At 39.3% G+C, this 25,891-nt stretch carries 28 protein-coding genes; 3 read left to right on the plus strand and 25 right to left on the minus strand.

The features are described 5' to 3' along the window. Positions 1 to 43 precede the first annotated feature (43 nt). The 3 genes from CRO56_RS10645 to CRO56_RS10655 all read right to left on the minus strand — a co-directional run bounded on the left by CRO56_RS10645 (position 44) and on the right by CRO56_RS10655 (position 1,971). Positions 44 to 550 carry a 2-thiouracil desulfurase family protein gene (locus CRO56_RS10645; RefSeq protein ID WP_097158611.1) on the minus strand — a complete coding sequence of 169 codons (507 nt, stop codon included), beginning with the start codon at positions 548 to 550 and terminating at the stop codon, positions 44 to 46. An 18-nt stretch (positions 551 to 568) separates the two neighbouring features. After that, positions 569 to 1,042, minus strand: coding sequence for an 8-oxo-dGTP diphosphatase (locus tag CRO56_RS10650; RefSeq protein WP_097158834.1), 474 nt, complete (start codon positions 1,040 to 1,042; stop codon positions 569 to 571). A gap of 335 nt (positions 1,043 to 1,377) precedes the next feature. Then, positions 1,378 to 1,971 carry an AAA family ATPase gene (locus CRO56_RS10655; RefSeq protein WP_179714247.1) on the minus strand — a complete coding sequence of 198 codons (594 nt, stop codon included), beginning with the start codon at positions 1,969 to 1,971 and terminating at the stop codon, positions 1,378 to 1,380. A 159-nt stretch (positions 1,972 to 2,130) separates the two neighbouring features. Here CRO56_RS10655 and CRO56_RS10660 point away from each other — a divergent pair, with 159 nt between their 5' ends. Then, the gene (locus tag CRO56_RS10660; RefSeq protein WP_097158613.1) at positions 2,131 to 3,474 is read left to right on the plus strand and encodes a hydroxysqualene dehydroxylase; all 1,344 of its coding nucleotides are present in this window, start codon (positions 2,131 to 2,133) and stop codon (positions 3,472 to 3,474) included. 171 nt (positions 3,475 to 3,645) lie between these two features. On the opposite strand, the gene CRO56_RS10665 is transcribed toward CRO56_RS10660, so the two are convergent. From CRO56_RS10665 to CRO56_RS10725, 13 genes are all read right to left on the minus strand, one after another. Beyond that, positions 3,646 to 4,197, minus strand: a complete 552-nt coding sequence (locus tag CRO56_RS10665; RefSeq protein ID WP_097158614.1) for a PepSY domain-containing protein — start codon at positions 4,195 to 4,197, stop codon at positions 3,646 to 3,648. A 121-nt stretch (positions 4,198 to 4,318) separates the two neighbouring features. Beyond that, complete coding sequence (locus tag CRO56_RS23215; RefSeq protein WP_245855776.1) at positions 4,319 to 5,026, minus strand: PepSY domain-containing protein; 708 nt, start codon at positions 5,024 to 5,026, stop codon at positions 4,319 to 4,321. 53 nt (positions 5,027 to 5,079) lie between these two features. Then, positions 5,080 to 6,432: a sensor histidine kinase gene (locus CRO56_RS10675; RefSeq protein WP_097158615.1), complete on the minus strand. Its 1,353-nt coding sequence runs from the start codon at positions 6,430 to 6,432 to the stop codon at positions 5,080 to 5,082. After that, the gene (locus tag CRO56_RS10680) at positions 6,429 to 7,133 is read right to left on the minus strand and encodes a response regulator transcription factor (protein WP_097158616.1); all 705 of its coding nucleotides are present in this window, start codon (positions 7,131 to 7,133) and stop codon (positions 6,429 to 6,431) included. Before CRO56_RS10680 ends, CRO56_RS10675 begins: the two co-directional genes overlap by 4 nt. Before the next feature lie 49 nt (positions 7,134 to 7,182). Continuing rightward, on the minus strand, positions 7,183 to 7,941 hold the full coding sequence (locus tag CRO56_RS10685; RefSeq protein ID WP_179714248.1) for an alpha/beta hydrolase family protein: 759 nt from the start codon (positions 7,939 to 7,941) through the stop codon (positions 7,183 to 7,185). Positions 7,942 to 7,969: 28 nt separating this feature from the next. Then, positions 7,970 to 8,539, minus strand: a complete 570-nt coding sequence (locus CRO56_RS10690) for a DJ-1/PfpI family protein (protein WP_245855779.1) — start codon at positions 8,537 to 8,539, stop codon at positions 7,970 to 7,972. A gap of 27 nt (positions 8,540 to 8,566) precedes the next feature. Continuing rightward, positions 8,567 to 9,091: a P-loop nucleotide/nucleoside kinase family protein gene (locus tag CRO56_RS10695; RefSeq protein ID WP_097158619.1), complete on the minus strand. Its 525-nt coding sequence runs from the start codon at positions 9,089 to 9,091 to the stop codon at positions 8,567 to 8,569. Positions 9,092 to 9,254: 163 nt separating this feature from the next. Further along, positions 9,255 to 11,222 (minus strand): acetate--CoA ligase, encoded by a 1,968-nt coding sequence (locus CRO56_RS10700; RefSeq protein ID WP_097158620.1) that lies wholly within the window; start codon positions 11,220 to 11,222, stop codon positions 9,255 to 9,257. A gap of 199 nt (positions 11,223 to 11,421) precedes the next feature. Continuing rightward, complete coding sequence (gene lepB, locus CRO56_RS10705; RefSeq protein WP_097158621.1) at positions 11,422 to 12,039, minus strand: signal peptidase I; 618 nt, start codon at positions 12,037 to 12,039, stop codon at positions 11,422 to 11,424. Between the two features lie 57 nt (positions 12,040 to 12,096). Next, a complete protein-coding gene (locus CRO56_RS10710) occupies positions 12,097 to 13,146 on the minus strand; it encodes a flavin-containing monooxygenase (RefSeq protein WP_097158622.1) in 1,050 nt (349 codons plus the stop codon). 195 nt (positions 13,147 to 13,341) lie between these two features. Further along, entirely contained in the window at positions 13,342 to 14,118 is a 777-nt protein-coding gene (locus CRO56_RS10715) for a zinc ribbon domain-containing protein (RefSeq protein ID WP_179714249.1), read from the minus strand. A gap of 213 nt (positions 14,119 to 14,331) precedes the next feature. Continuing rightward, positions 14,332 to 15,087, minus strand: a complete 756-nt coding sequence (locus CRO56_RS10720) for an NRDE family protein (RefSeq protein WP_097158624.1) — start codon at positions 15,085 to 15,087, stop codon at positions 14,332 to 14,334. 28 nt (positions 15,088 to 15,115) lie between these two features. Continuing rightward, positions 15,116 to 15,406: a DUF3219 family protein gene (locus CRO56_RS10725; RefSeq protein WP_097158625.1), complete on the minus strand. Its 291-nt coding sequence runs from the start codon at positions 15,404 to 15,406 to the stop codon at positions 15,116 to 15,118. 162 nt (positions 15,407 to 15,568) lie between these two features. On the opposite strand from CRO56_RS10725, the gene CRO56_RS22880 reads away from it, so the two are divergent. After that, positions 15,569 to 15,745 (plus strand): SE1832 family protein, encoded by a 177-nt coding sequence (locus tag CRO56_RS22880; protein ID WP_179714250.1) that lies wholly within the window; start codon positions 15,569 to 15,571, stop codon positions 15,743 to 15,745. Positions 15,746 to 16,434: 689 nt separating this feature from the next. After that, on the plus strand, positions 16,435 to 17,781 hold the full coding sequence (locus tag CRO56_RS10730; RefSeq protein WP_097158626.1) for an alkaline phosphatase: 1,347 nt from the start codon (positions 16,435 to 16,437) through the stop codon (positions 17,779 to 17,781). Between the two features lie 59 nt (positions 17,782 to 17,840). Here CRO56_RS10730 and CRO56_RS10735 read toward each other — a convergent pair whose 3' ends face one another. From CRO56_RS10735 to CRO56_RS10775, 9 genes are all read right to left on the minus strand, one after another. Next, positions 17,841 to 18,392 (minus strand): cysteine hydrolase family protein, encoded by a 552-nt coding sequence (locus CRO56_RS10735; protein WP_097158627.1) that lies wholly within the window; start codon positions 18,390 to 18,392, stop codon positions 17,841 to 17,843. Positions 18,393 to 18,600: 208 nt separating this feature from the next. Next, a complete protein-coding gene (locus CRO56_RS10740; RefSeq protein WP_097158628.1) occupies positions 18,601 to 19,464 on the minus strand; it encodes an alpha/beta hydrolase in 864 nt (287 codons plus the stop codon). Between the two features lie 62 nt (positions 19,465 to 19,526). Beyond that, a complete protein-coding gene (locus CRO56_RS10745; protein ID WP_097158629.1) occupies positions 19,527 to 20,120 on the minus strand; it encodes a TetR/AcrR family transcriptional regulator in 594 nt (197 codons plus the stop codon). A gap of 130 nt (positions 20,121 to 20,250) precedes the next feature. After that, positions 20,251 to 21,465: an MFS transporter gene (locus tag CRO56_RS10750; RefSeq protein WP_097158630.1), complete on the minus strand. Its 1,215-nt coding sequence runs from the start codon at positions 21,463 to 21,465 to the stop codon at positions 20,251 to 20,253. Between the two features lie 20 nt (positions 21,466 to 21,485). Further along, positions 21,486 to 21,908 carry a MarR family winged helix-turn-helix transcriptional regulator gene (locus CRO56_RS10755; RefSeq protein ID WP_097158631.1) on the minus strand — a complete coding sequence of 141 codons (423 nt, stop codon included), beginning with the start codon at positions 21,906 to 21,908 and terminating at the stop codon, positions 21,486 to 21,488. 171 nt (positions 21,909 to 22,079) lie between these two features. Further along, complete coding sequence (locus CRO56_RS10760; protein ID WP_097158632.1) at positions 22,080 to 22,922, minus strand: endonuclease/exonuclease/phosphatase family protein; 843 nt, start codon at positions 22,920 to 22,922, stop codon at positions 22,080 to 22,082. A 97-nt stretch (positions 22,923 to 23,019) separates the two neighbouring features. Continuing rightward, a complete protein-coding gene (locus CRO56_RS10765; RefSeq protein WP_179714251.1) occupies positions 23,020 to 23,958 on the minus strand; it encodes a metallophosphoesterase in 939 nt (312 codons plus the stop codon). A gap of 181 nt (positions 23,959 to 24,139) precedes the next feature. Next, positions 24,140 to 24,970, minus strand: a complete 831-nt coding sequence (locus CRO56_RS10770) for a carbohydrate ABC transporter permease (RefSeq protein ID WP_097158634.1) — start codon at positions 24,968 to 24,970, stop codon at positions 24,140 to 24,142. Then, positions 24,967 to 25,845, minus strand: coding sequence for a carbohydrate ABC transporter permease (locus CRO56_RS10775; RefSeq protein ID WP_097158635.1), 879 nt, complete (start codon positions 25,843 to 25,845; stop codon positions 24,967 to 24,969). The genes CRO56_RS10770 and CRO56_RS10775 overlap by 4 nt, the downstream gene beginning before the upstream one ends. Positions 25,846 to 25,891 lie beyond the last annotated feature (46 nt).

A 25,891-nucleotide genomic window follows, 5' to 3' on the forward strand; every position in this document is an offset into this window, starting at 1 on the left:
TATATCATTACTTTTAAGATATGTACAAGTTGTGTGATTGGTATTAGCTATATCGCCAATTTTTAGTATCTTTTATGGAAGTACCTGAGTTTCCATCAAGGAATTCCCCCAGCTGTTCTTCCGAAATAACCCGAAATCCGTGTCTTTTTAATAAGGCTGCTGTTACACCATTTCCGGCCATTTTAGTTCCGTTAAATTCTCCATTATAGATAAAAGCACTTCCACATGAGGGGCTATTCTCTTTTAAAACAATTAATGTGGCTTGTAGAGCACGCGCTTTTTCAAGGGTTTGATAAGCTCCTTTAAGATAGAGGTCAGTTACGTCCTTTCCGGATCGGTCCATAACTTGAGCCCTTCCATTTAATACATCCTCACCGTCGCCGCCTATTATTTCGGCTGGTTCTCGAGGGGTTGAGAAGCCTCCCAATAATTCAGGACAAACTGCAATAGCTCTCTTCTCTTTGACTAGCTTTTGAATTCTATCATGTAAACTATTAGTCCCATTATATCTTACATCTAACCCTGCTAAGCATGAGCTGACTATGATCAAGTGACCCGCCTCTTTCTATCAGGTTCTTTTAATCCATACTTTACTTTCCTCATCCTTTATATCGTCCCATTCTACATGAATCTCAAACGTTCCTTCTTCAAAAAATAGCGGAAACCTTCGACGAATGGATTTTTGCATCGGGAGACACTTTGCTTCCTCGATGTCGACCCAGACCAGTCTCCCTTCTGGAGGATTCTCGAGCAGCTCTCCTTTAAAATCTCTAGTAAGATAGTTAAAAATCATATATCGGTCTTTTGCTATTGGGTTCACATATTCATATATTCCTTTAAATATGAGATTTCTAACTTCCAATCCCGTTTCTTCTTTTACTTCGCGGATCGCCCCGTCCACAATACTTTCAGGGAATTCTACTTTTCCGCCGGGTGGGATAAACCCTTTAAAATCATCGTGCTGCCGGTCAATCAGCAATATCCGATTTCCATCTTGCACCATACAAACGGTCCATAACTTGTAATTGACTGTTTCGGCCATCGTCATCGCCTCCCTCCCAATAATTCATAAGAATCTGCTGCTCTATTTTTAAAGGGCTGTTTTCGCAAAGATTGTTGCTGCCTGAATATATTTTTAAACTGCAGTGGAATGGAGCGGAAGACACCCTGAGTCCTCATAAAATGCTTCGCATTTTCTTCGTGCGGTTCTTATGCTGCCGAAGCCTTCCTTGTCCTGCGGGAAGAAGAGGTGAGCCTCTAGACCCCGCAGGCAAAGCCGAGGAGGCTCAGGCCACCTCCCCGGGGAATCTTGTGTCTGGAGCGCAATGGAACGGACATGTTTGCCTCCATTAAAAACAACAAAGTATGCGAAAACAGCTATTTTAAAAGACCCATTTTTAAGGTAATCACTAACCGGTCAACCCTTTTTTTAATCTTTGTCCGCCGGTCAGGCAGCAGTTCAACTCCAGATCGTTTAGCAATTGTCGCCACCACTTCATCTATGGTCATATGATCTGTCATGATATGTTCTTTAAAGGTATCTCTGGCTAAGCTTTTAAGCCTTGCTTCCATTTGCTGATATGCCCAAGACTTTTTGCCCTCAAACCTTTGTCTTAACCTCTTTTCGATCGTTTGTTCAGTCGCCATTAAGGTATAGTGCTTTATTTCAATACCATTATTTCTTAATTTTCCAATAATTTCATTAAAATAGATTTCATTTGTAAGAGTCATAGGAACAATCATAATTCCTTTGTAATCTTGGGAGATTTGTTTTAATAATTGGTAATTCGCTTCCCTCCACAAAGGATAATCTTGAAAGTCAGGTTTTGCAATTTCTCTCGGGACATTTCTCATAAGCCAATAGCCAAATCTCTCCGGATCGTATACGAATGAAGAGCGTATCCTTCTTTGTAACTCATAGGCCGCGGTTGATTTGCCTGATCCAAAGGTTCCATTAATCCAAATAATCAACTTATCACCTCTATGCAAATTAAAGTTTTCTATCATCTCAGGAGGATTATCAATCTAGAATAAAACGTCTCCTACCTTTTCATAATAAAACTAAATATCCAAATAATACATATTCTTTTTCAATCATTTTTAAAGTTACCGATACTTGAGGTGAAATAGATGGATTGGGACGTTGTTATAGTAGGCGCAGGACTAGCAGGATTATCTTGCGGTTTAGAATTGGCTCTCAAAAATAAAAAAGTATTGCTGCTAGAAGTAGATCCTGTTGTTGGAGGAAGATGTTCAAATTGGAATGAAAACGGGATGGAGGTTGAATCAGGCTTTCACCGTTTTATCGGCTACTATACAGCTCTCCCAGCTTTGTTAAAAAAGGCTGGGGTTGAAGTAGATGAAATGGTCACATGGGAAGAAAAAATCGATGTTCTTATTAAAGGAAAAAACAAAAAGCTAGTGGTAGGGATTTCTCCTTTGATGGGGCCAGTTAAAATGTTAAGAGGAATCTTTGGAAATCAGGATATTCTTACAACAAAGGATAAACTTTCTCTTGTTCCCTTTTTTATAAGAGGCTTTAAGGATTATTTATTGGCTCCTGTAAAGCTGGACTCTTATAGTGTAAAAGAGTATGCAAATTTACATAAGGTAACGGATAACGCTTTGCATTATTTACTTATTCCTTTAAGCTCTGGTATCTTCTTTTTGCCGCCGGACCGTTATTCTGCCTATGCTTTTTTCGGATTGTTTGCACCGGCGGTCCCAAAGTTTTATAAAATGAGAAATGGTGCTTATTTAGGCGGGATGACAGATGTTATGTGCCAGCCAATCGCAGATAAAATTATCGAGCTAGGAGGTTCCATTGAGCTTGGAGTAAATGTAACAGATGTGCTCACGGACGAACACGGGACTGTGATTGGAGTGAAGACCGAAAGTGGTGAAGAATACAGAGGAAAGCATGTCGTGATTGCGGCCTCCTTAGTTGGAGCGAAACAGATTCTAGAGAAATTTAAAAATGAACCTAGCTTTCAAAACTTATTTAAGTTACCAACCATGCCGGCAGCCACATTGCAAATCGAGTTAACTGAGCCTGTCTTAGAAAAGGATATTACAACATTCGGACCAAAGACATCACTAGCAAGCTTTGCTGAACAGTCGCGGACCACCTTCCGCAGATCAAACGGGCGGTTATCGATTATATTGACACCGGCTGAAGACTTTTTAATGAAATCACCGGACGAGACTTTAAAAATTGTAGTGGAGGATGCAAAAGCGCTGGGTATTCATCTTGAAGGGAAAATTAAAGATTACAGACAAATCAACCACCCTGCCGATTTCTACAGTCTGGCTCCAGGGGTCGACCCATTAAGACCAACTCAAGCTACTGCCATTACAGGCTTGACCTTAGCTGGTGATTATACACGTCAGCCCTATTTTTCTACCATGGAAGGAGCCGTTGTTTCAGGACAAAGGGCGGCACAATTGGTGGAAAAAGCCCTGGGGGAAGTGTGATTTGATCAACCTAGGAGTTGAAACAAATAATAAAAATAAAAAAATTTAACAAATATTCGATGCAGTGAACTACTCACGGCTTTTCCCTAAAAAAAATCGTTGATTAAGCCCAAAAAAAATTAAAAAGAGACCTATCCATAAAGTTTGATAGGCCCCTCTTCCTATTACTGATTAATCCTCATCATCCCAATCATCATCTTCTGTTTCTTTTTCGAGAATGTTACCAGTATAAGCATCAATCTTATATTCTACTTTTAATTGACCATCTCTCACTTCAATTTCATAGTCTCCATCGTCTCCGTCAAAGTCAACTTCAACTGCTTTCCCTGGTGTATCCGCCACAGCAATAGCAATCGCTTCTTCTTGTGTAATGATTTCTTGGTTTTGCTGGCCGGAATTATTTACAGATGTTTGATTGTCATCGTCAATTCGATCATCATCCACTTTTACAACCGCTCCAGTTACAGCATCGACATCTACTTCAACATCATCATTACTGTTCTTAGGATTAACATCGACATCATATACAAAACGGCCATGTTCTTGTTCAAGCTCAATACTCTCTACTGTGCCATTTACTTCATTAAGAGAAATTTCCTGAGCCTTATCAATTGGTATCAGGTTTTCGTTCACTTTTGGGATCGCAATGGCTCCTGCTCCGACTGCTCCCCCTAGTAGAACGATTCCGGCAATTCCACTGGCGATCCAAACTTTTTTCTTCATTTTCTTATCCTCCTTTATTTTGTCTTCACCTTTATCTTAGTCAGTCAAAATGAGTACAGTTTGATAAGAAAATGAGAAATTGATGAGAAATTGTCCTGGCCTTTTAAAAGGAGTCGTTTAATTAATCTTCCCATGTTACAGACATCACTTCCCCTGATAGGGCATTTACTTGAACAGTCGCGTCCTCTTCCTCTTCTCTTTCTATTTCAATCAAATAATAGATCGTTCCGCCTGATTGCTCTAATTCAATATCGTCCACTTTTCCGCTTACACGCTGTAGAGCAATCTCAACAGCTTCACTTTCTGTTAGTCTTTTTGCAGGTTCCTCTTCCGGCTGTTTTATTGCCTCTGTGACAGTATCTACTGTTTCACCAGTATAAGCATCGATTTTTAGAGTAGTTATCTCAGTTTCACTGCGGACGACTACCGTATAGATAAGGTTTTCTCCCTCTTGTTTCTGTTCGACTTTCTCGATTTTACCTTTCACTTGCTGAGCTATCTGTTCTCTAATCTCATCTTCAGTCCGTACTTTTTCTGTGGCTGGACTTTGTTGGGCTAGTTTTGTTAAATTCCGAATCTCACCTTTTTCACGGCTTATCTCAACGGCGTACTCGCCCGCATCTGTTCCGAATTTAATGTGAAATTCATCACTCTGTTCACTAATATCGATAATGCTGCTGTTATATTTCTCTTGTACTAGACTACTGGCATCTTCCTTAGTCAACGGTTCTGCAGAGGTAAAGGCTTGACCGATTTGCCACACTACCGTAAAAATAAGAACAGCAGCCAGGATGGCACCACCGATTTTTATACCTTTTATTTTTTTCATGAACTTCACTCCATCAAGTCTTTTCCCACACTATACAATACGAAGATGAGAATTTAATGAGAACTCGTAAGCGGAAGCCAAATTTGGGCATACGTTCCAAGACCTTCTTTACTTTCTAAACGGATCTCTGCTCCCATTACCTCTGCAAGTTCTTTGGCAAGAGAAAGACCCAGGCCGAATCCGCCTCTTCTCCTTGCCTGATCGACCCGATAAAACCGATCAAAGACTCTAGGCAAATCGGTTGCAGGGATACCGATTCCTCGATCGATTACTTCAATAACAGCTTTGCTCTCTTCTTTCCTGATTCTAACTTGAATCTGGTCTTCACTATATTTTCTGGCATTGTCCATTAAAATAAAAATAAGCTGTTTTAATTTTTGCGAATCCGCTTTAATCGTGACCTCTTCTTCCACATCCAAGTGAACTTCCCGCTTATAGCCTTCCCGGAAAGCCCGAACTGAATCTTCAACAAAATTTGTTAAAGAAATAGATGTTATATCTACCTTCCATTGTTCATCATGCTTGGCAAGCAGCAGCAGTTGCTGGATTAAATCCTTCATCCGAATCGCCTCGGAATGGATCGCTTCTACCGATTCATCAAACAGTTCAGGCTGTTCTTTCCCTCTCCGCTTTAAAAGGTTAGCATACGATTCAATAATGGTAAGCGGTGTTTTGAGTTCATGAGAAGCGTTCGAAACAAACTGTTCCTGTTTAGCATAATTTTTTTCGAGCAAGTCCATCATTTCGTTAAAGGTTTCACCTAATAAGTAAAGCTCATTTTGTGATTTTTTCGGTAAATGGATTCGCTTAAAATGCCCGCTTTTTCGAATCTCACGCATCGTTTCAATCATAGAGGAAATTGGTTTGGTTAACAGGTTACTAAGAAGACCGGCTGATAGAAGCACGGGAATTGTAGCAATCACCGTAACAACCAGTAATACAATTTGTAAAACTCGTAAATTATCGGCTACTGCTTCTAAATTCTCGTTTACCTGAAGATTGACTATTTCTCCGTTCATCCAAATCATTGGAATAGAAACAAAGGAATGAGGGATTCCATCGTATTCTACAATTTCCCTTTGTTCACTTTGCTGAAAGGCAAACGGCTGATCAAAGAGCTGCTCCTGTTCCGCAGCCGTTACTGTCGTCAGTTGGCTTCCATCTGGATTCACAATTCGAACCATTCCATTAATCGGAACATAGGCTCTTAGCAGATCGGCAGCTGGTACAGAGCCTTCCGTTTGTCCTAAGGCTTCCATTATTCTTTCTGCTTCAAGTGTTGTCTGCTCCAGCTCACTTTTTAAAATCATTTGGCTAAAAGAGAAGTAAATCGCTGCATGGATTAGAATTAAAAGACCAATAAATAATACAGACGTGTACAGGTGGATTCGATTTCGAAGTTTCATTTCGATTCCTTTAACACATAGCCGACGCCGCGAACCGTATGAATCAATGCAGGTCCATCAAACGGTTTATCAATCTTGTTTCGTAAATAACGGATATAGACGTCAACTACGTTCGTATCTCCATAGTAATCGTATCCCCAGACTCCATTGAGGAGCTGCTCCCGACTTAAGACATGCCGCGTATTTTTCATTAAAAAGGCTAGCAAATCAAATTCTCTAGGTGTTAATTCGATAGCCTCTTGACCACGTATCACTTCTCTTGTTATTTCGTTCAGTTTTAAACTGCCGACCTGGAGCCAGTCTGGATCTTTTGTTGTTTGCACAGTTTGTTTTCTGCTCATTCTTAAAGCAGCCCGGACACGTGCTAGGACCTCTTCTATTTGAAAAGGTTTGGTAATATAATCATTAGCTCCCAAGTCTAAACCGGAAACCTTGTCCTCTATTGAATCCTTAGCCGTTAGCATAATAACAGGTGTATCTGCATCAGTGGAGCGAATTCTTCGAAGTAATTCAATCCCGCTTATCCCGGGTATCATGATATCAAGCAGCACTAGATCCCATGACTGTTCCCGATAAAGCCGCAAGCCTTCTAGACCATCTAATGCTTTTTCGGTTTGGTAGCCTTCAAAATCCAGTTCCAATTCTAAAACCCGAGCAATCTTTTCTTCGTCTTCCACAATCAAAATCTTTTGCTGTGTCATTATCATCCCTCAATGTAAGAAAAACTTGAATCGCGACTATCCTGTTTCATTATTCTGATAAAAATTGAACACTCAGCTCAAATAGCTCCTCAATCCAGCCCAGTCTAGAAAATACATGATCGGCGTCCTGGATAAGGTGAATCCTCACCCGGTTATTTACAAAAACTTCCGCATATTTTTGCCCAAATATATAAGGCACGGATTGATCATTCGTACCGTGAATAATTAAAACTGGATTTTGATAAATCGAAATTCCTTCATATAAATTACGGTCTTTTAAATCTTCGTAAAATGAACGGCTCAGCTCTAGTCCGCCAATATCCATATTCCCATTTGGCAATTTTGGACTTTTTTCAAAGTATGAGCATGCTATCTGATTCATATTACCTGCAGGTGACCATAGACATAGTTTATGTATTCTATTAGGATACTCTTTTGCTACCTGGGCCGCAATTGCTCCGCCCATACTAAATCCAGTTAGCATTATTTTGTCCGGATCGACCCATTCCAACGTTTGCACCATTTTAAAAATTTCTTTTGCTTCATAAACTTCCTGACTAAAAGTCATATTCGAAAATAATCCATCACTTTCACCTGAACCGGAAAAGTCAAAGCGGATCGTACCAATCCCGTTTTTTAAAAGTTCACGGGCATATCGGACAAACAAAGACTTCCCTTCCGTTTTTGAACCGGTAAAACCATGAAACAGGATGACCACAGGGCAAGCTGATTGACCCTTAATTTCAGGTTTGTGAGCCATCCCGCGTAATGTTAATCCATTTACAGTTAATGATAGCGGATATTCCATGTGATTCACCTTCTCTTTGTTGTAAAAGTCAATTAATGTTCCCTTTACTAAATTGATAGACAAAATCTGCCTGTTTCTCATCCCGCCACATTCCGATCAAATTCCCCATCGCAATGGTGAATTCGGGAAATGCTGTTCCTTTTGCTGTTATGAATCTATTACCGATTTCGACCTTTGCGCCCGTATATTCTCCATCACTAAATAAATCATTGAACTGTTCGTAAGTGGCAGGAGTACAGGTGAATTTTTTCCCTTTCAGCAGACCTGCTTTTGCAAGAAAGGCAGACGATGCGCATATAGATGCAATCGGGATCTCGTTTTGAAAGGCCTCTTGTATTACTTCCTGAAGAGAAGATTCATTGATAACCTCGTGAATCCCGTCACCGCCAGGAAGCAGCACAAGATTGTACTCAGTTACATTAATATCCGAAAGGGCATATTGAGGCGTGACAAATAACCCCCCTACGCTTTCAACAGGTTTCCCATCAGCCGTAACTGTGGTAATTTCGGCTTTCCCAACTTTCCTTAAGAAAAATAGAGGATGGGCCACCTCGAAATCAGCATATAGAGGAAAAGTGAAGAAAAGTACTTTAATCATAATATTTTCATTCCCTTTCTTGTTAGATTAGCTCTCAATATATTGAATCACCCTATTAAAGTAATGACGGATTGGTTTAGATGAATCAACGACAAGGTAATCAATACCCTCGGGTCGTTTACTATTATTCACCCAACTTTGAAACTGCTCTTCAGTAGCAATCACACTGTGAATTTGGCTAATCATCCGTGCACGATTTTTTAGCCTTCGGTCAATCTCTTGAAGATCATTGAGGTAACACTCCACGTATTTATATTGGGCATCATACTTTCTTGCGAGCTTCATCCCTCGCTCAATCATTTCCGTATAAAAACAAGGGCTATCTAAAATGACATCAAATCCCTGTGAAAGCTGGAAATCGACAAGAGCCCAATCAATATGATAAGAAATTTTCCCGGCAGCTTTAGGAGTTATGTCTGTATCAATCGACTGCATTAAGGCAGATTTAATGATATCGTGATCAATAATCACTGCCCCGGTTCTTTCAGCTATTAACCTAGCAAGCGTAGACTTTCCTGATCCTGGAAATCCAGACATTTGGATAAATAACATAGAAACTCCTCCCTCTGCTCATACTTTATTACAAATTCCTCCTAAAATTTTCAGAATTTTCCCCTTTGGTTTACTTTAACATAAAATTCCATGCAAATTATGAAGAAATTTTGCTATCAATGAAAAAACCAGTTACTCTTTGAAAGTAACTGGCACTCTATTCTTACTTTTTCAAAGCTCTTTCTTCCACTAATTCTTTTATTTGAGTAACGGTTGCCGGATCTTCAAGACCTGTGACATCACCAGTCACCGTTCCTTTTACAATAATTTCTTTTAATAGACGTCGCATGATTTTTCCGCTGACTGTTTTTGGCAGCGTATCTGTAAAGATAATGGTTTTAGGAGCGGCAATTTTACCGATTTGCTGATTAATCCGGGCATGAATCATTTCCTTTAATTCATCAGATCCTTCAGCCCCTTCGTTCAAGCGGGCAAATACTACTGGTACCTCCCCTTTGATTTCATCCGGAACTCCGGTGACAGCGCTTTCAGAAATGCCCGGGCATTCTAGCACTGCACTCTCCATCTCCATTGTACTTAACCGGTGCCCTGCCACATTAATTGCATCATCGGAACGGCCTACTACCCAAATATATCCATCTTCATCGACTAATGCTAAGTCACTGGCATAATAGCAGCCTTTGACCTGGCTGTAATAAGAGGCATAATACCGCTCTGGTTCTTTCCAAAGGGTCCGGCATAGCATTGGAAATGGTTTTTTAATGACTAAGTTCCCTAATGTATTAGGTTTGACCGGTTTGCCTTCTTCATCCACTACATCAAACACTCCGCCTAAGAATGGAACTCCAGCTGAACCAGGTTTCATCGGTGTTAGCCATGCCGCTCCGGCAATGGGTGATCCGGCTGTTTCTGTTTGCCCCCATGTATTATTGACATATATCTTTTTCTTGCCTAAAACTTCGTACGTCCATTGCCAGGTTTCAGCATCGAATGGTTCACCTACTAATGAAACGACATCAAGACAGGAAAGATCATAGGTTTGCAGCGGTTTTTCTCCGATACTTTTTAACATCCGTAAAGCGGTTGGTGCAGTAAATACCTTTTTGACCCGATATTTTTCGATAATTTGATACGCCCGATCTTTAGTTGGATAATCGATAGCACCCTCATAAACAATAGTAGTAACCCCATTCGCCAATGAACCTGCTATTCCCCATATGTGCATCGTTAGCCAGCCTATATCAGCAGTACACCAGAACACATCATCATCACGATGGTCCATATGATATTTAGCATATATATAATTTTGAATCACAAATGCTATTCCAGAATGGACCACACCTTTTGGCTTGCCTGTCGTTCCGCTCGTATAAAAGACAATGCCGGGTTCATTGGCCTCGATTCTTTCAGGTTCACAATTGATACTTGCCCTCTTGGTTACCTCTTCCCACCAGTAATCACGTCCCTCTTCCATTTGAATATCCAAACCTAATCGGTTCACAACGATAACCACTTGGGCCGATGGGATGTCTGGAATTACGCGATCCACTTTTTCTTTTAGGTGAATGACCTTCCCTCTTCGCTCCGTTGCATCTGCTGTAACAATCACTTTAGGTTCAAAGCTTACCAGACGATCCTTTAATGATTTTTCCGAGTACCCCGAGAAAATCGTATTGTATATCGCACCTATACGGAAACAAGCTAAAACGGCAATGACAGCTTCGGCGAGATTTGGAAGAAAAATCGCAACACAATCACCCTTTTTTACACCAAAAGACTTCAGGGTATTTGCAAATCTATTGACCTCTGCAAGAAGCATTTGATAGGTAAAAAATTTGGTGTCCCCGTTTTCACCCTCCCAAATAAGAGCGGTTCGATTTCCAGCACCCTTTTCTATATGGCGATCTAGTAAATTAACACATGGATTACTGATCCCTTCTGTAAAAAAACGAAAATCAGGAAGCTCACCCGTGATTGTTTCCTTCCATGGTTCATACCATGTTAACTCACTTGCTACATGATTCCAAAAGGCAGCAGGATCTTGCTGCGACTGTTCAAGAAGATCCTGAAATGCTTTTCTGCTTCCCATTACTGTTGACTGTTGTTTTTCTTCGTTTGGAAAGACGAGTCTACTATTCGAAACTACCTGCAAAATGCCACTTACATCCATTGGTTTACTCCTTTCCAACAATTTAATTTATTTTAAAGTTCGTTTATATGTATACGAGCCCCCTTTCCCAAAAATATCCCAATTGCATCTACCATTATAATTAATATTCAGAATTGTTTCAATAATTAGTATAATAATAGGAATTTCAGCTTATAAGAAAGGGTCTGTCCCATTAATATAGGAACAGACCCTTGTAATTTTAAAATAACTCCAACTTATCAAATGGATAAAATCTCAATACAACTTTACCTAAGACATTTTCAACCGGTACTGGACCAATCACTCTGCTATCGGTGCTATGGTTGCGGTTGTCACCCATTACAAAGATTTTATCATTCGGGACAACAGTAGCTTCCATGTCATTCTCCATCTTTGCGCTGATGTAGCCTTCAACAACAGCTTCTCCGTTCCGGTACAATTGTCCATCTTCAATTTTGATTTCATCTCCCGGTTTTCCGATTACCCGCTTAACCCAGGCTATTTCTTCCTCTGGGGAATTAGTAAGTAACGTAATAAGAGGACTTTCCAGAATGTCATCTTTAATGGTTCGTGATCTATCAACACGGCTATCGATAATGACGATATCACCATATTCAGGTATTTTTCCTAAAAGATAAGGAGTTTTAAATACTATTAATCGGTCTCCCTTTTGCTCCTGATCCATTGGATTGCCTCCATCTAGGGTAGGTTCCATCGAGATCCCGCTTACCGTAAAGGGCTGAATGATAAAAACACTAATAATTAATGCCAAAACTATAGCGAATATAATTGCTTTACTCCAGCTGTAGAGCTCACTTAGAATCTTTTTTGCGAACATTACTATGTCACCTTCTCTTTTATGACTGGATTTATCTTTAACAGTTTATCATAAAAGTCATGTATTAGAGTGTGGAATAAAAGAAATGAGAAATTTGGCATCTCTGGCCACACCGCAAATTAGAGATGAGCCACGTTGGTACTGCCACGGTAAGCCGATGAAGTATAGACCCCTTACAGGACTAACCCCTCTTTCATGGATCGGCTTTCCTTCAGATGATACTGCTCCTGCAATGTCTATCCAGTCATAGGAAGGTGTAAATCCCGTGGCCCAGATTATATTCCTGATAGTAAGCTTACTTTTATCTGAGAATACAGCTTCGTTTGCTTGAACCTTTTCAACTCTTGGTTTTACAACTATTTTTTTCTTGGTAATGAGTGACTGTAGCTCTTTTCCAAAAATCGGATCACTCTGCTTACGAAACCATTTTCCTTTTTTTGTGTCTACCCCCGCATATAGAAGTCCAATCCATTCTAACCAGAAAAAAATGCTCTTTCCTAACAGGCGCAAGGGCAGAAATTTAAAACGTTGGCTAACAGCTATAAAAACTTGCCGTTCTTCAGCGAGCTCAGCGGCAATCTGAGCCCCTGAATTTCCACCGCCTACAACTAAAACCGGACCATCTGGAATTTGCGATGGTGCTCGATAAGAAGATGAATGCATTTGGAACATATCGTGTTTAGACTCATTCAAGCCAATCGGAATATATGGTTTCTGAAATGCCCCAGAAGCTATAACCACTTGTTTAGCTTCTATAACCCCCTTGTTTGTTCTTATTTCAAAACCAAAATCGCTTTTTGAGACAGTGTTTACTTTCGTATTGAGCATGACTGGTAAATCAAAATGGTCTACATACTCCTCTAAGTAGCTGGCAACTTCATCCTTTGCAGGGAATCCTTCCTGATCTCCCGTCATAGGAAGACCTGGTAAAGAACTATATGCCCTTGGGGTAAATAAAACAAGAGAATCATATCGTTGTCTCCATGACTCTCCTATTTTTTTGTTGGCGTCCAATAACACAAAGGATAACCCTGTCTGTTTTAAATAATATCCCATCGCAATCCCCGCCTGACCTGCCCCGACTACCACTACATCTATTTGATCCATTCGCCTTTCTCCTTATTATTCAAATAATCATTTGAATAATATTGTAGTTTAATAGTAAGGAAAAAGGTAGTTAGACGGATCAAGATTGCAAAAACTTTACATTTCCGAGTGAATGTAAAAATAAAAAGAGGGTCAAATCATATAGAGGTATGACACCTCTTATTCCTGTTAGTATTACGTTTTTTTGCGCAGAGTCTATAATCCTATAAATCCTCCGACAAAATAGCGGCTGAGAGTATCAGATGTTAAAGCAATTAATATAGTAAAAACCACATAAAAACCAATAATTCCATAGAGCGGATCAAATAGAGTTGTTGCATTCTCACGATATGAGTAAAGGGTAAGGATGATCGCAATCTGTACAATACTTATGATGAGAGTGGAAACAAAGGAGCTGATGCCGACAATGCCAATCACAGAGAAGAGCAGAAAAACAACAGATAATGCCGTAGAGGTAGAGATCAGCGAACCGAATCGTCCTACTACATCATGAAAAGAAAGATTGGCTTTGTATAACCCTTTTACAATTGCAAACATAACTGCAGCAGAGAGAATCAAAGCCGCACTACCATAGAAAAATACAGTAAAAAAGCTTTCAAAAAATGAAATCTCTGGTGTGAAAAAGCCAAAATCATCCGTAAAGCTCTTAAATTGAAAGTAGATACCCAATCCAAAGAATAAAGAGAGCAATCCTATATTCATATATCCATAGACATAATCTGCTTTTTCCGAACTGATTCCTCTTTTTGCAGGAGATTTAAGATTTTCCAATATAAATCCCCAATAGCTTATCGCTTTGTCCTTGGCTAAATCAAGGAAACTTTGACCTGTATTTATTTCTTCAAAGCTATGTGCTAAAGAGCCTTCTGATTGAATCGTCGTTACGACTTCATCATGGGCGACTTGATGACCGCATTGCACACAGAATTTATCGGTTTCCATCACTTCATTGCCGCAATTCATACACTTCATGTTATCAGCTTCCTTCCTCTTTGTAGTACTAGACAACAATACCCTTTTCATTGTATTAGTTCAGGCTGCAGACTATGATTGAAACACAATTTGCTTCAACACCAAAATAATACCAAAATATTCAAATAATTGGTTCTATCTTTAGACCTATTACTTTTGTCCCTTGATTGAAAGTGTTTGTATTCACTGGTTCTGTATGAACCTTTACTAAAATCAAAAAGGAATCCGAAATTCCTGATCCTCACTGTTCTCACCATTTATAAAAACTCGTTCCCGATAATAAATTTCATTTTCGGATAGAAGGAATATAGTGGAACTTCTTGTTCCATAATGGTCAGTTTTGATAAATAGAGGAGACAGGATTCTTTCCCATTGCCTTGAAACACCCGTGTTTGGAAGGAGATGATCTTCGGCAGGATCGGCATTTTGCAGCAGTGCAAATAATCGATTACTGAGATCGGTTGTATCCCCCTTTATATTTTGTTCAAGACCTGCTTTCCCCTTTTGCACTTTCGGCCATTCTGTATTTAACAGATGGTTGCTTACTCCATAAATACCGGGTTCTAGCTTTTGAATTTTATCTCCAATATTAGAATAGTAATACAGTTCATTCGGATTCCCCGTAAGTAAATTGAATCCCGGATATAATGTGCCTCTCGCTAATGTTTGTAAATATGGTTCTGGATTCATATTGTCTTTTAAAAAAGCTGCGACCAGTTCACCGCGAGACCGCTTCCCTTCTGTTTCTTCTTTTGGATCACGGTAGTTCGTTACTGCAGCAAAGGTTCCTGTTCTCGTTACCCCCATCCAGGTTCCCAGCTTTTCTAAATCTCTTCCTGCCAAGATGTGAGGTTCATCCTCCCAAAAGTGTGCAGGAGCAGTAGGCCTTTTATAAAATTCATCCCGATTGGCAGCCATAATCAGCTTATACTTTGGATGGGACCGATAAGCAAACAGAATTAGACACATATTGTCACAACCTTGTCCTAGTGATTTCCTATAATTCAATTAACTCTAGCTTAAATACACCTGTTTCATTTTCATTATATAAATTGGTGATGGAGGTTGAGTAGGAGTTGATCCTTCCCCGAAATTCTAGATTTTTTGCAGGCACCTTAATGGTAAAGTCATTTTCATAAAGTAATGTGGTTATTTTGTGATATTCCTGACTAATTACATTAAATTCAAATCCGATTACCCGCTGCTCCTCTTTTGTTTTTTTGTGGGTAATAGTATTTATATAAATGTTTTCTGCATCAATCGAAACCTCATTAAGTAATACTTCCATATTTATTTCACCTCAAATATAAACTACAGCCAGTTTACCCTTATACATTGTTAACTTAACCTCTAGTATAATTGTGTTCCGGCCGATTCCTCTTATTTATAACTTATTCCCTTATAGTGCTATAATGGACTCGATTAATCTAGGCAGAAACGGGGGTTCATTATGGACAAAAAGCAAATTGAAAATCAAATCCAGGAATTAAAAGCAGAATATGTACGTCTGCAAAACGATCTAGAAAAATTAGAATCTGTCGGTGGAAATGTGGCTCCTTTAGAAAAACAGATTACTGAAATAGAAAATGAATTGAAAACTTTAAATCAGAAACTGCGTGAAGCATAAGGGGCTGTCCGATAAGTCTCTAAAATAAAGCAGGTGGAGAAAAATGAGTTGTTTTTCTCTACCTGCTTTAATATTTTACCTATTGTTAATGTTGTAACTATGTTGATTGGAGCGAAAGGCGCGAGACTCCTGCGGGAGTACGGGGCAGGGGAGACCCCGCAGGCGCTAAAGCGCCGAGGAGGCTCCCCGGCACGCCCGCGGACCGTAAGCGCCTGAAGCGCAAATCAACAGGCAAGTTCAACACAACCTTAAAAAAAACCAAAATTAAAAGGGATACTATAAAGTCAGTTACCAGACCTTTATGGACAGCCCTTTTTTTTATCGAATAAACAGGGAAAAGGAACTATTTTACTTAAAAATGGTGTCGTTTATTTAAACAAATTGTAAAGTAACAGACTCTCCTCCAAGGGACTTATAACATCTAATTAGAGTGATTCTTTATTATCCAAATTGTAACAAGGTTTGTAAAGAAACTTACATTCTTTTAAAAGTTCCACCCTTATTTCTTCCTATCCCGGCTTTGATCGTATCGTGGTTTTCCATATAACTTCCTATTTCGGTCTGTTTCAATAGGTCTTTTATCCATTTTTTTGTCATCTGATTTTAATGGATTTGCTACACTCCCTTCAAATTTGGCTGTTACTTTTTATGTGAAAGATACATTTTCAATATGGAAAGGGGAAAAAATCATGCTAAAGAAAGCAGCAGCCGTTACTTTAACAGCAGGAGTTCTATTTTCAGGACTGAGTGTAGCATGGAATGAAGCAAGTGCAGGAAAACCTGAATGGGCAGGAAAAGGATTACCTCCTCAAGCAAATGCAGAAAAGGTTGAAAATGTTATATTTATGATTCCGGATGGATTTAACGCTTCGTTTGCCACGAACTATCGTTGGTTTAAAGGTGAAAACTCTGCTTTTGATCCTTTTGTAAAAGGATTAGTCCAAACGTATTCAGCTAACACTGAGGTGACAGATTCAGCAGCTGCAGGAACCGCAATGGCAACAGGGGTTAAAACAAACAATGGTATGGTCGGTGTAACACCAGATGGAAAAGAAGTACCATCGATTTTAGATGCTGCTGAATCTGCGGATAAATCCACTGGTTTAGTTGCGACTTCAACCATTACTCATGCAACACCTGCAGTATTTGGAGCAAGTGTATCCTCTCGTGGGGATGAGGCATTGATTGCACCTCAATACTTTGAAAATGGAGTCGATGTTATCCTAGGAGGCGGAAGAGATTATTTCCTGCCGGCATCTGAAGGCGGAAAGCAGCCAGCTGGAAACCTAGTTGAAAATGCAATTGAAGACGGCTATCAATATGTGACAAACCGTGATGAATTGCTTGCTGCAGATAATGAAAAAATTCTTGGCTTGTTCGCAGATGATGCAATGGCACCGGAATTGGACCGTGATGAAACCGATCAGCCTAGCCTTGCCGAAATGACTGAAGCTGCAATTGAAACATTAAGTCGGGATGAGGATGGATTCTTTTTAATGGTTGAAGGCTCACAAATTGACTGGGCAGGACATGATCATGATGCCGCTTGGGCGATGAATGATGTAAAAGCTTTTGATGAAGCTGTTGCGAAAGCACTAGAGTTTGCGGATGAAGATGGAAATACCCTTGTTGTAATTGCAGGCGATCATGAAACAGGCGGTATGTCTGTAGGCTCAAACGGGGTCTATGATTTAAATATTGAAGTTTTACACAATATTACAGCAACTGGGGATGCGATGGCAGCTCAGTTAAATGATGATTTAAGCAATATTGAAGAAGTGATTCTAGAGAATGCAGGTATTGAGTTAACGGAAGAAGAAATCAACCGGATTAAAAATGCAGATAGTCCATCTAACGCTATTAATGAAGTCATTAGTGACCGTGCCTTAATAGGATGGACAAGCAGTGCCCATACAGGTACCGATGTGCCAGTCTACGCATTTGGTCCACATTCTGATTTATTCGTGGGTCTGCACAACAATACTGACCTTCCAAAGTTAATCGCTGAGGCAATGAAGATTGAATTTGGAAACTAAAATCCTTTTAAAAAAACCCTCTATTCCACGTATGGATTAGGGGGTTCATTTTTTAGCAATTATCTGTATTTATTATGGATTGGATTAAACAAGTCTTCGCTGCTTTTTCGGACAAGCGAAAAATGATCAACATTGTCATGTCCATGGAGAATCGCATTGTGATGATTAATGATTTGTTCAGCTGGTAAGGTGCGAGAGTCTGTGGTTGAATGTCCATCTCCAACTAGAGTAACATCAAAATCATTAATTGTAGCAACTCTAACTGCGGAATCAATACAATATTCTGTTTTACACCCCATTATGACAATATGCTCGATGTTCTCACCCTTTAAATAATCTAATAAAGGTGTTCCATAAAACGAATTGGTTGCAGCTTTATCAAATATTGTCGCAGTGGGTGGCACATTGATATCTTCATGAATTTGAAACCCATTTCCCTCTCCATCTGCCACATCTTTATCTCTTATAAAAACAATTAAGGAATCTGATTCTAAAGCTTTTTTTATTACCAAATTTATATTCTGCAACAGCTGCTCTTTATTTAGAACACTTTTTTCATTTCCTTCAATTAATTCTTGTTGGACATCAATAACTAATAAGGCTTGTTTCAATAGCAAAACTCCTTTTTAATAAATTTTTAAATTTCCTTTGCCTCAAGCCATTCTTTTATTGTTATCTTCATAATAACCGCCCCCTTATCTACTGATTGGAAACAAAAATTCACTTCCTTTTTGTCTCATTATTTTATTCGCTTTGGATCGGCTTCAATCCTCTTTTTAACGATACTTCCATGTTTGTTTAAATATTCTATATAAGTTTCTATTTCAAATGTTGTTTAAAGAAAGACAACACTTGCGGCCAAAATTGCGGATCTGATTCAGAGCTTCGATGTCCTTTACTTTCAACATAAAGGTGAGGAACATCCACATTTTCTAAAATATAATCCAACTCTGAAGAAGGAACGTAGTCATCCATTTTTGAATGAATTAGAAGTGCTGGAGCCTTTCTCTCTCTTAAAGCGTTGGGAACATCAAATTCTTTCAATTCCTTAGCTGAAATCCTAGCTCTTACAAACATAATTTTTGAAATTACGGGTCCTAATGGAAAGTAAGGCAGCTTATATTTTTTTAATGCCGCCTTCATTATAGTGCTGATTTGGGCAGGAGTTGAGTCTGCTACGATTGCTTTAACGCCAATATCATGTTGGTTGGCTAAAATACTGCCAAACCCGCCAAATGAATGGGCTAAAACTCCAATTCGCACAGGGTCAATTCCCTTTTTAGTTTTAGCATATTGTACTGCTGCCAAGATATCATCTCTGAAAGTTTTTACTGTAAGTGCATGTACTTCGTCACTTTCTCCATGACTACGTACATCAAAGAGCAATAAAGCGTAGCCTGCGTCAAAAAGCGGTTTTACATACCTCTTCATTTTTGCCCGGTTAGACCCCCAGCCATGGACTAGAATGATCAGCGGGCTTTTTTCGTGTTGATTCGTTTGTATGGGGATAAACCATCCCGCCACTTTTTCAGAGCCACTTTTAAAAGTGACTTTTTCCAATGGGAAATCCGGCTTGGTATCGAGCGGAACTCTTCTTGGAGTTTGACTTATAACAGCCAGCTGCCATACTATTGCTGCCAATGCCACGAAAAAAATGAAAACACTTATTATCCAAATATACATGGATTCCACCTCTGTTTAAGGTTTTTAAAAAAACCGAACGGTCTGTTTTTTGGGTAAAAAAATTATTCAACACGAAAATTTTCAATCGATTCAGTTAGATGCTTTATTGCCTGTTTCATATACGAATTGGTCTGGTATAGTTTGCTTAGCATCACGGCCCCTTCAATCGTTGATGTAAGAAATGTTGAAAATGATTCAATATCGACAGTTGGCTGAATTTCATTTCGCCTGATCCCTTTACGAATCGTCAGCTGGATTAACTTTAGCCATTTTTGCATAGCTTCTTGTGCTCTTTTACGCAGTACAGGATTTGTATCATCGCTTTCTACCGCTGTATTTAAAATCGGGCATCCACCTTTAATTGGCGGGTTATCTATAATATTTTCATAAATAGAAATGAGTGCGATTAATTGGTCAATCGCAGACTTTTTTCCTTCGATGGCCTTGGCATATGTGTTGGTCATAACTTCAATTGCATAGTCAAACGAGGCTATCGCCAGTTCCTCTTTATTTTCAAAATGATTATAAATGCCGCCCTTTTTTAAACCAGTAGCGTTCATGATGTCAGTGAGTGAAGTGCCAAAATAGCCCTTCTGATTAAAAACATCGGTAGCAAGGACAATTATCTGCTGTTTCGTTTTCTCGCCTTTTCTCATTTTTGCACCTCAAATTTTGAAACCAATCGGTCTTTTCATTAAAATACCATATCCTTTTCGGATTAACAAGATTTTCCTCAACAAAAAAACGAGAAGGATTTAACCTTCCCGTTTACGGGTGAAACAGGCACTACTGCCTATTCTCTGATAATACCTGTCGAGTGGCGGAAGCTTCTTTTCTTTTTCCGTGCAAGAGATAATACAGTCCAATCCCTGCCAGAATGTAGATAGAGCTATAAAAGTATAAGGTGTTTAGACCGATTTCGGCACCGATGATACCGACCAAGAAGGATCCGAGCCCCATGCCAATATCAAAGATTGATAGATAAGTAGCCGTTGCAAGCCCGCTTTTTCCTGGAGAAGCTTCCTGGATTGCAATCGTTTGAAGACTAGGAAACACGGTTCCCCAGCCAAGACCAACCAACGCTGCTGCCAGCAGGAAAATAAAAGCAGATTCTGCTCCGCTTAAGACGAATACCCCGATAGCAAAAATGATAAGGGCAGGATAAATAATCACATTCGCTCCAAATTGGTCAAACCATTTTCCTGTAAATGGGCGTGAAAGTAGAAGAACAACCGCATATACAACAAAAAAGTAGCTCGCCACTTTGGCTAGACCAATCTGACTAGCATATACCGAAACAAAGGCGAGGATAGAAGAATACGCAATCGCAAAAAAGGCACCGACAACTGAGATTTTGACAGCTGGTCTTTCGAACATATCTCCAATCCGGAAACGAATTTTTTCCGCTATTTGAGTGGATCCTTGTGGAATTTCATTCGGTAATTTAATCATAAGTCCAGTTAAAAGAGCGAGAAACCCGAAAATGGCTGAAATCGAAAATGTTGTTTCAGCTCCCCAGTCCTGGATCGCTGTCAATCCTAAGAAAGGACCAATGACCATGGCTAAATTCACAAATAAAACGTAATAGCCCATACCCTCCCCTCTTCGCAAAGGAGGAATAACATTAGCAACAATCGTCCCGGTCGCAGTAGTTGCCATTCCAAACCCAATTCCATGAAAGAAGCGAAGTACGAGCAGGCTCCCTATCGATTGAGGCAAGAAGTATAACGCTGCCCCTGCGGCAAATATGAATGCTGAAGCAATGAATACCTTCCTGATCCCATATCGGCTCACCCATTGTCCGGCAAATGGACGAGATACAATCGCAGAAATTAAAAATACTGTGACAATTAAACCTACCTCAGCCTCTGATATGTTTAGAAAGTCTAAGGCATATATCGGCAGTAATATAAGCAAATAATAAAACGTTAAAAACACAAAAAAATTGCTGATGGAAACCAGAATAAAATTTCTAGTCCAAAGCTTCGGTTGTTTTTCCATTTATGTTCCTCCCAGCTGTTTTATTTTCTAAGCTGAATTGAGAATTCACGTAAAAGCTTTCTTAACTCCTCTTGAGATGACTTTGGAAAATCCGCAAGCAGTGATTCGTTCATTTTCAAAACCGCTTTTTCCCATTCTGGGTATTCCGCTAATGCCTTCTCCGTCAGCTGTATATACTTCACTCTTTTATCTTCTTTACTCGGTATTTGCTTTACATACCCTTGCTTTATAAGCCTTTGGATCGTTCGTGTCATAGGCGGCGCTTCAACAGATAAATAATCGCAAAGCTCCGATTGAGTTAGATTGCCTTTCGTTTTTAAAACAAACAAAACGGACCATTGTGCGCTATATATAGAAAACGGCTGCAAAGCTTCATTCAAGCTTTTATGGAGCTGCCGTGAAAGCTGGTGAATTGTATGAAATAAATCATGGTTATTTTTCATATTGTCCGCTCCTCAAATTAGTTACCTAGGTAACTATATCACGGAAATTTGAGTGTAACAACCCCGATTAATGTGTGTAAGCCCTATCATTTTAAAAATTTTTCCGAAACGAAGGGACGGTTCTCTTGTTTCACTTGAATGAAACAAGAGAACCGTCCCTTTGTTTCGCATTTAATTTCCTTTATTAAATACAGATTTGTCCAGTGTCAGTTCAGCTGTGATTGGCAAATGGTCTGAAGCGATCGTGGAGATGACTTCGGCATTTGCTGTTTGGATTTCGTTGGAAGTGAAGATGTAATCAATTGTTCTATTCGGTTGATTTGCTGGAAATGTATAGGCCTCGTTTTGGTCAGCAAAGGCATCTTTATAATGAGAGAATAGAGACTGCATTTCAATGCTATCAGGCACTGCATTCATGTCACCGACAATTACTTTAGGCCCATTTGTTTTACTTGCAATTTCAATTATTTCTTTTATTTGCATTTCGCGTTCAGCGGAAGTTAAAGCCAGATGAGTGTTATAGAAATTTAGGTGATATCCCTTTACATTAATGACTGTTTCTAGTAACCCGCGTTGTTCGGTATCCCCAATCTTCGTTAATGGATAGTTTTTCGATGCGATAATCGGATACTTGCTTAAAACAGCTGTCCCATATTGGCGGCGGGGTTCACCTGGGTTAAGGGGTTCATTGTCCAGGTTTGCAGCATACGTATAATGCATATCCAAACGCTCAGCCAGCCATTTCGCCTGATCCTCAAAATTACTTCTTTCTGACCAGTGATTGTCCACTTCTTGGAGTCCGATAATGTCCGCACTGGAATCTTCAATTACCTTTGCAATTCGTTCTAAATCCAAAACGCGGTCTAGCCCCTCAGCATGATGAATATTGTAGGACATGACTTTGACATCGATTGCTGTCTCCTCCTCATCTATTGATTCATTCGCAAAAGATAAACTGTCTGGGGTTATGAAAAAAAGCAGGATTGTTAATAACCCAAAGTATTTCTTCAACATGATCACTCCTATGTACAGTATTTATTCATAAAGGAAATGTGGGGAGGTTCACTTGTTTTCCTTTGGATTGAAACGAAAGAACCGTCCCCTTGTTTCATTATCGAATTTCTAATATACGGTCGATTTCGCGGCCATACCCATCTACTTCTATATGGTCTTTGAAGATGCGGACAATGGAGTAAGAGTTGGTGTCAGCGGTTTCGACCATTCCTTGGAGGTTTATATAGTGAATGCCATTTTTAACTGCATAATTGCCGGCATGGTTGTGTCCGTTGAAGTAAGCAACGACATTTCCAGCGGCTTCGAGTTCTTTAATCACTTCTTCATCATTCCAAACATTATGCTCATTTTCAGGGTATACAGGCATATGTGAGAATACGATGACTTTTTCTTGTGCTCGTGCTGCTTTGTCAAGTACACCACGAAGCCACATTAGCTGCTCATTGCTGACTCCCCCATTCCAGGTTTGGGCATTGATTTCATTATTTTCTTTTAATGAATTGTACATGATTTGTGCTGCTTGATACTTTTCGGAACCTATTGGATTAGCATATAGACTGAGGTCATTTGTATCGAGCACTACAAAGCGCCAGTTCTTGTATTTAAAATCATAATATTGATTTGGCATATCGAGAAGGTCGATTACCTGGTCTGTTGTTACAGGAAAGTCGTGGTTGCCAAGCACATGGTATTTCGGGCTTTCAATGGTGTTGTAGATAGGAAGAATGGTTGAAAAGCTGGAAAGGTTACGGTCGATTAAATCACCCGTTTGAACGGTAAAATCCACATCTTCTCGGTTAAGTATTTGAGCAGCCTCCATCAGCTTCTCCACTGAACTCCTGTAGTAACGTGAACCATTCGTTTCACAGTCGCAATACTGAACATCCGGGACAAGTCCAAATTCCAGTTTTGGCTTTTCGTTACCATTGGCTGCCACTGGGCTAACTGCCGTAATGGCCATCCCAAGTGCTGCTGCCACAGTCAAGCATTTTAATTTGGTTCTAACTCTTTTTTTCTCTTCTTTACGATTAAACATAAAGATAGATTCTCCTTTCCTTTTTTTAGGTGATGCCATTTTTATAGTAGCTTATTAAAAAAAGGAATTTGATTAATTTACTGTATTTTTTAAATATTTTTATAAAATTTACAAGAGTGATAATAAAATTAAATATTGATTACATAAAAAAAGGGTGAAACGCAAGAACCGTCCCCCTGTTTCACTCCTTAACTGAACCAGCCGTAGAACCTTCAATCAGGCGCTTTTGAAAGATTAAATAGAAGATGGTAACAGGAATAAAGGACATGACGAGACCTGCATAAAGTGCTCCCCAGTCTGTATGATATTGTTGTACCATCATAATATTTGCTAATTTAAGCGGCAAGGTCTTAAACTGTTCTTCATTTATTAAAATTAGTGCGAGTATATATTCATTCCATATCCCAACAAAATTAAATATGGCTGCAGATATCAAACCTGGCTTCGCAAGCGGAAACATGACTTTCCAAAATAATGTAAACGGTCCACAACCGTCGATGATGGCCGCTTCTTCCAAAGAATGCGGAATATGATTAAAAAAAGCAATCAACATAAATATCGTAAAAGACAATGAGTAGGCAATATAAACCATAATTAAACCATGAAATGTATTCACTAAATTCAAATCGTTCATTAATAGGAACAATGGAGCCATTGCCAAAAATGTCGGCAACATTAATCCCATTAAAAAAGTGTTTTGAATGGCAACACGAAAACGAAATTTTTTTCTGCTTAATACATAAGCCGCCATTGCAGAAACAACGACTATTAACGTGACAGAAATCAATGTGACAATCACGCTGTTAATAAATCCCGTGCCAAACCCAGCCTCACTCCATGCCCTTATATAGTTATCAAAAGTAAACTGTTTAGGAAGCGATAAAGGCTCTAATAATATTTCTGCTGAAGATTTAACTGAGTTTGCAAAAACCCAAATGACCGGAGTGATGATTAGCATTGACACAATCACTAAAAAGAGATGATTCTGAATCATTTTAGCAGCTTTTTTCATCCTTCACTCCTCCTCGTTATCCTCAACGTGAGCAATGAAGCAAGTAGCGTGAGTACTAAAAATACAACCCCAATCGCAGATGCATAACCAAAGTTAAAATTTGTAAAGGCTTGTTCGTACATATATAGTGAGATTGGCTGAGTAGAGCGATTGGGTCCGCCGCCTGTTAATAATTGCGGCATCTCAAAAACTTTTAATGTATTAATTAAAGTAAAGATAATTACAACTTGTAAAATATCTTTGAGCATTGGCAGTGTAATATATATTGCCTTTTGCAGTTTGGAAGCTCCATCCATTTCAGCTGCTTCTAGAAGATCCTGAGGTATATTTAAAATTGCTGCTAAAATTAAAATGGTATAAAACCCTACCATGCTCCATACGTTAACAAACACAACACTGCCAAATGCCGTCTCTGTCCTCCCTAGCCATTCATTTGTCAGACTGTCTAATCCCGCCAAATCTAATAATCCATTTAACATCCCGCTTACCGGATTAAAGATGGTAGCCCATAGCAACGCAATGGCTACTCCAGGTAAAATATAAGGGAAGAATGTAATCGACCGATAGATATTAAACCATCTTGTTTTGATCAAGTGAGAAATAATTAAAGCAATAACGATTGATAAAATTAAAACTAGTGGAACCTGATATAATATATATTTTCCTGTAACCATAAAGGCATTAATAAAATTATCATCTTCCAGCATCCGTTTATAATTGTCAGTACCGATCCATGTTTTAGTTCCGATTCCGCGCCAATTATAAAAACTCATCCGAAGTGCGTTAAAAGATGGATAGATAACAAAAGTGATGTACAACAAAGAAGCCGGTAATAAAAACAGAACTATGAACCATCTTTCACCTTTGTTCCTCATTGTCCCACTACCTTTCAAAATAGAGAGGTCTAAGAACAGTTAGACC

Source organism: Bacillus oleivorans (genome assembly GCF_900207585.1).
Lineage (GTDB): Bacteria > Bacillota > Bacilli > Bacillales > JC228 > Bacillus_BF > Bacillus_BF oleivorans.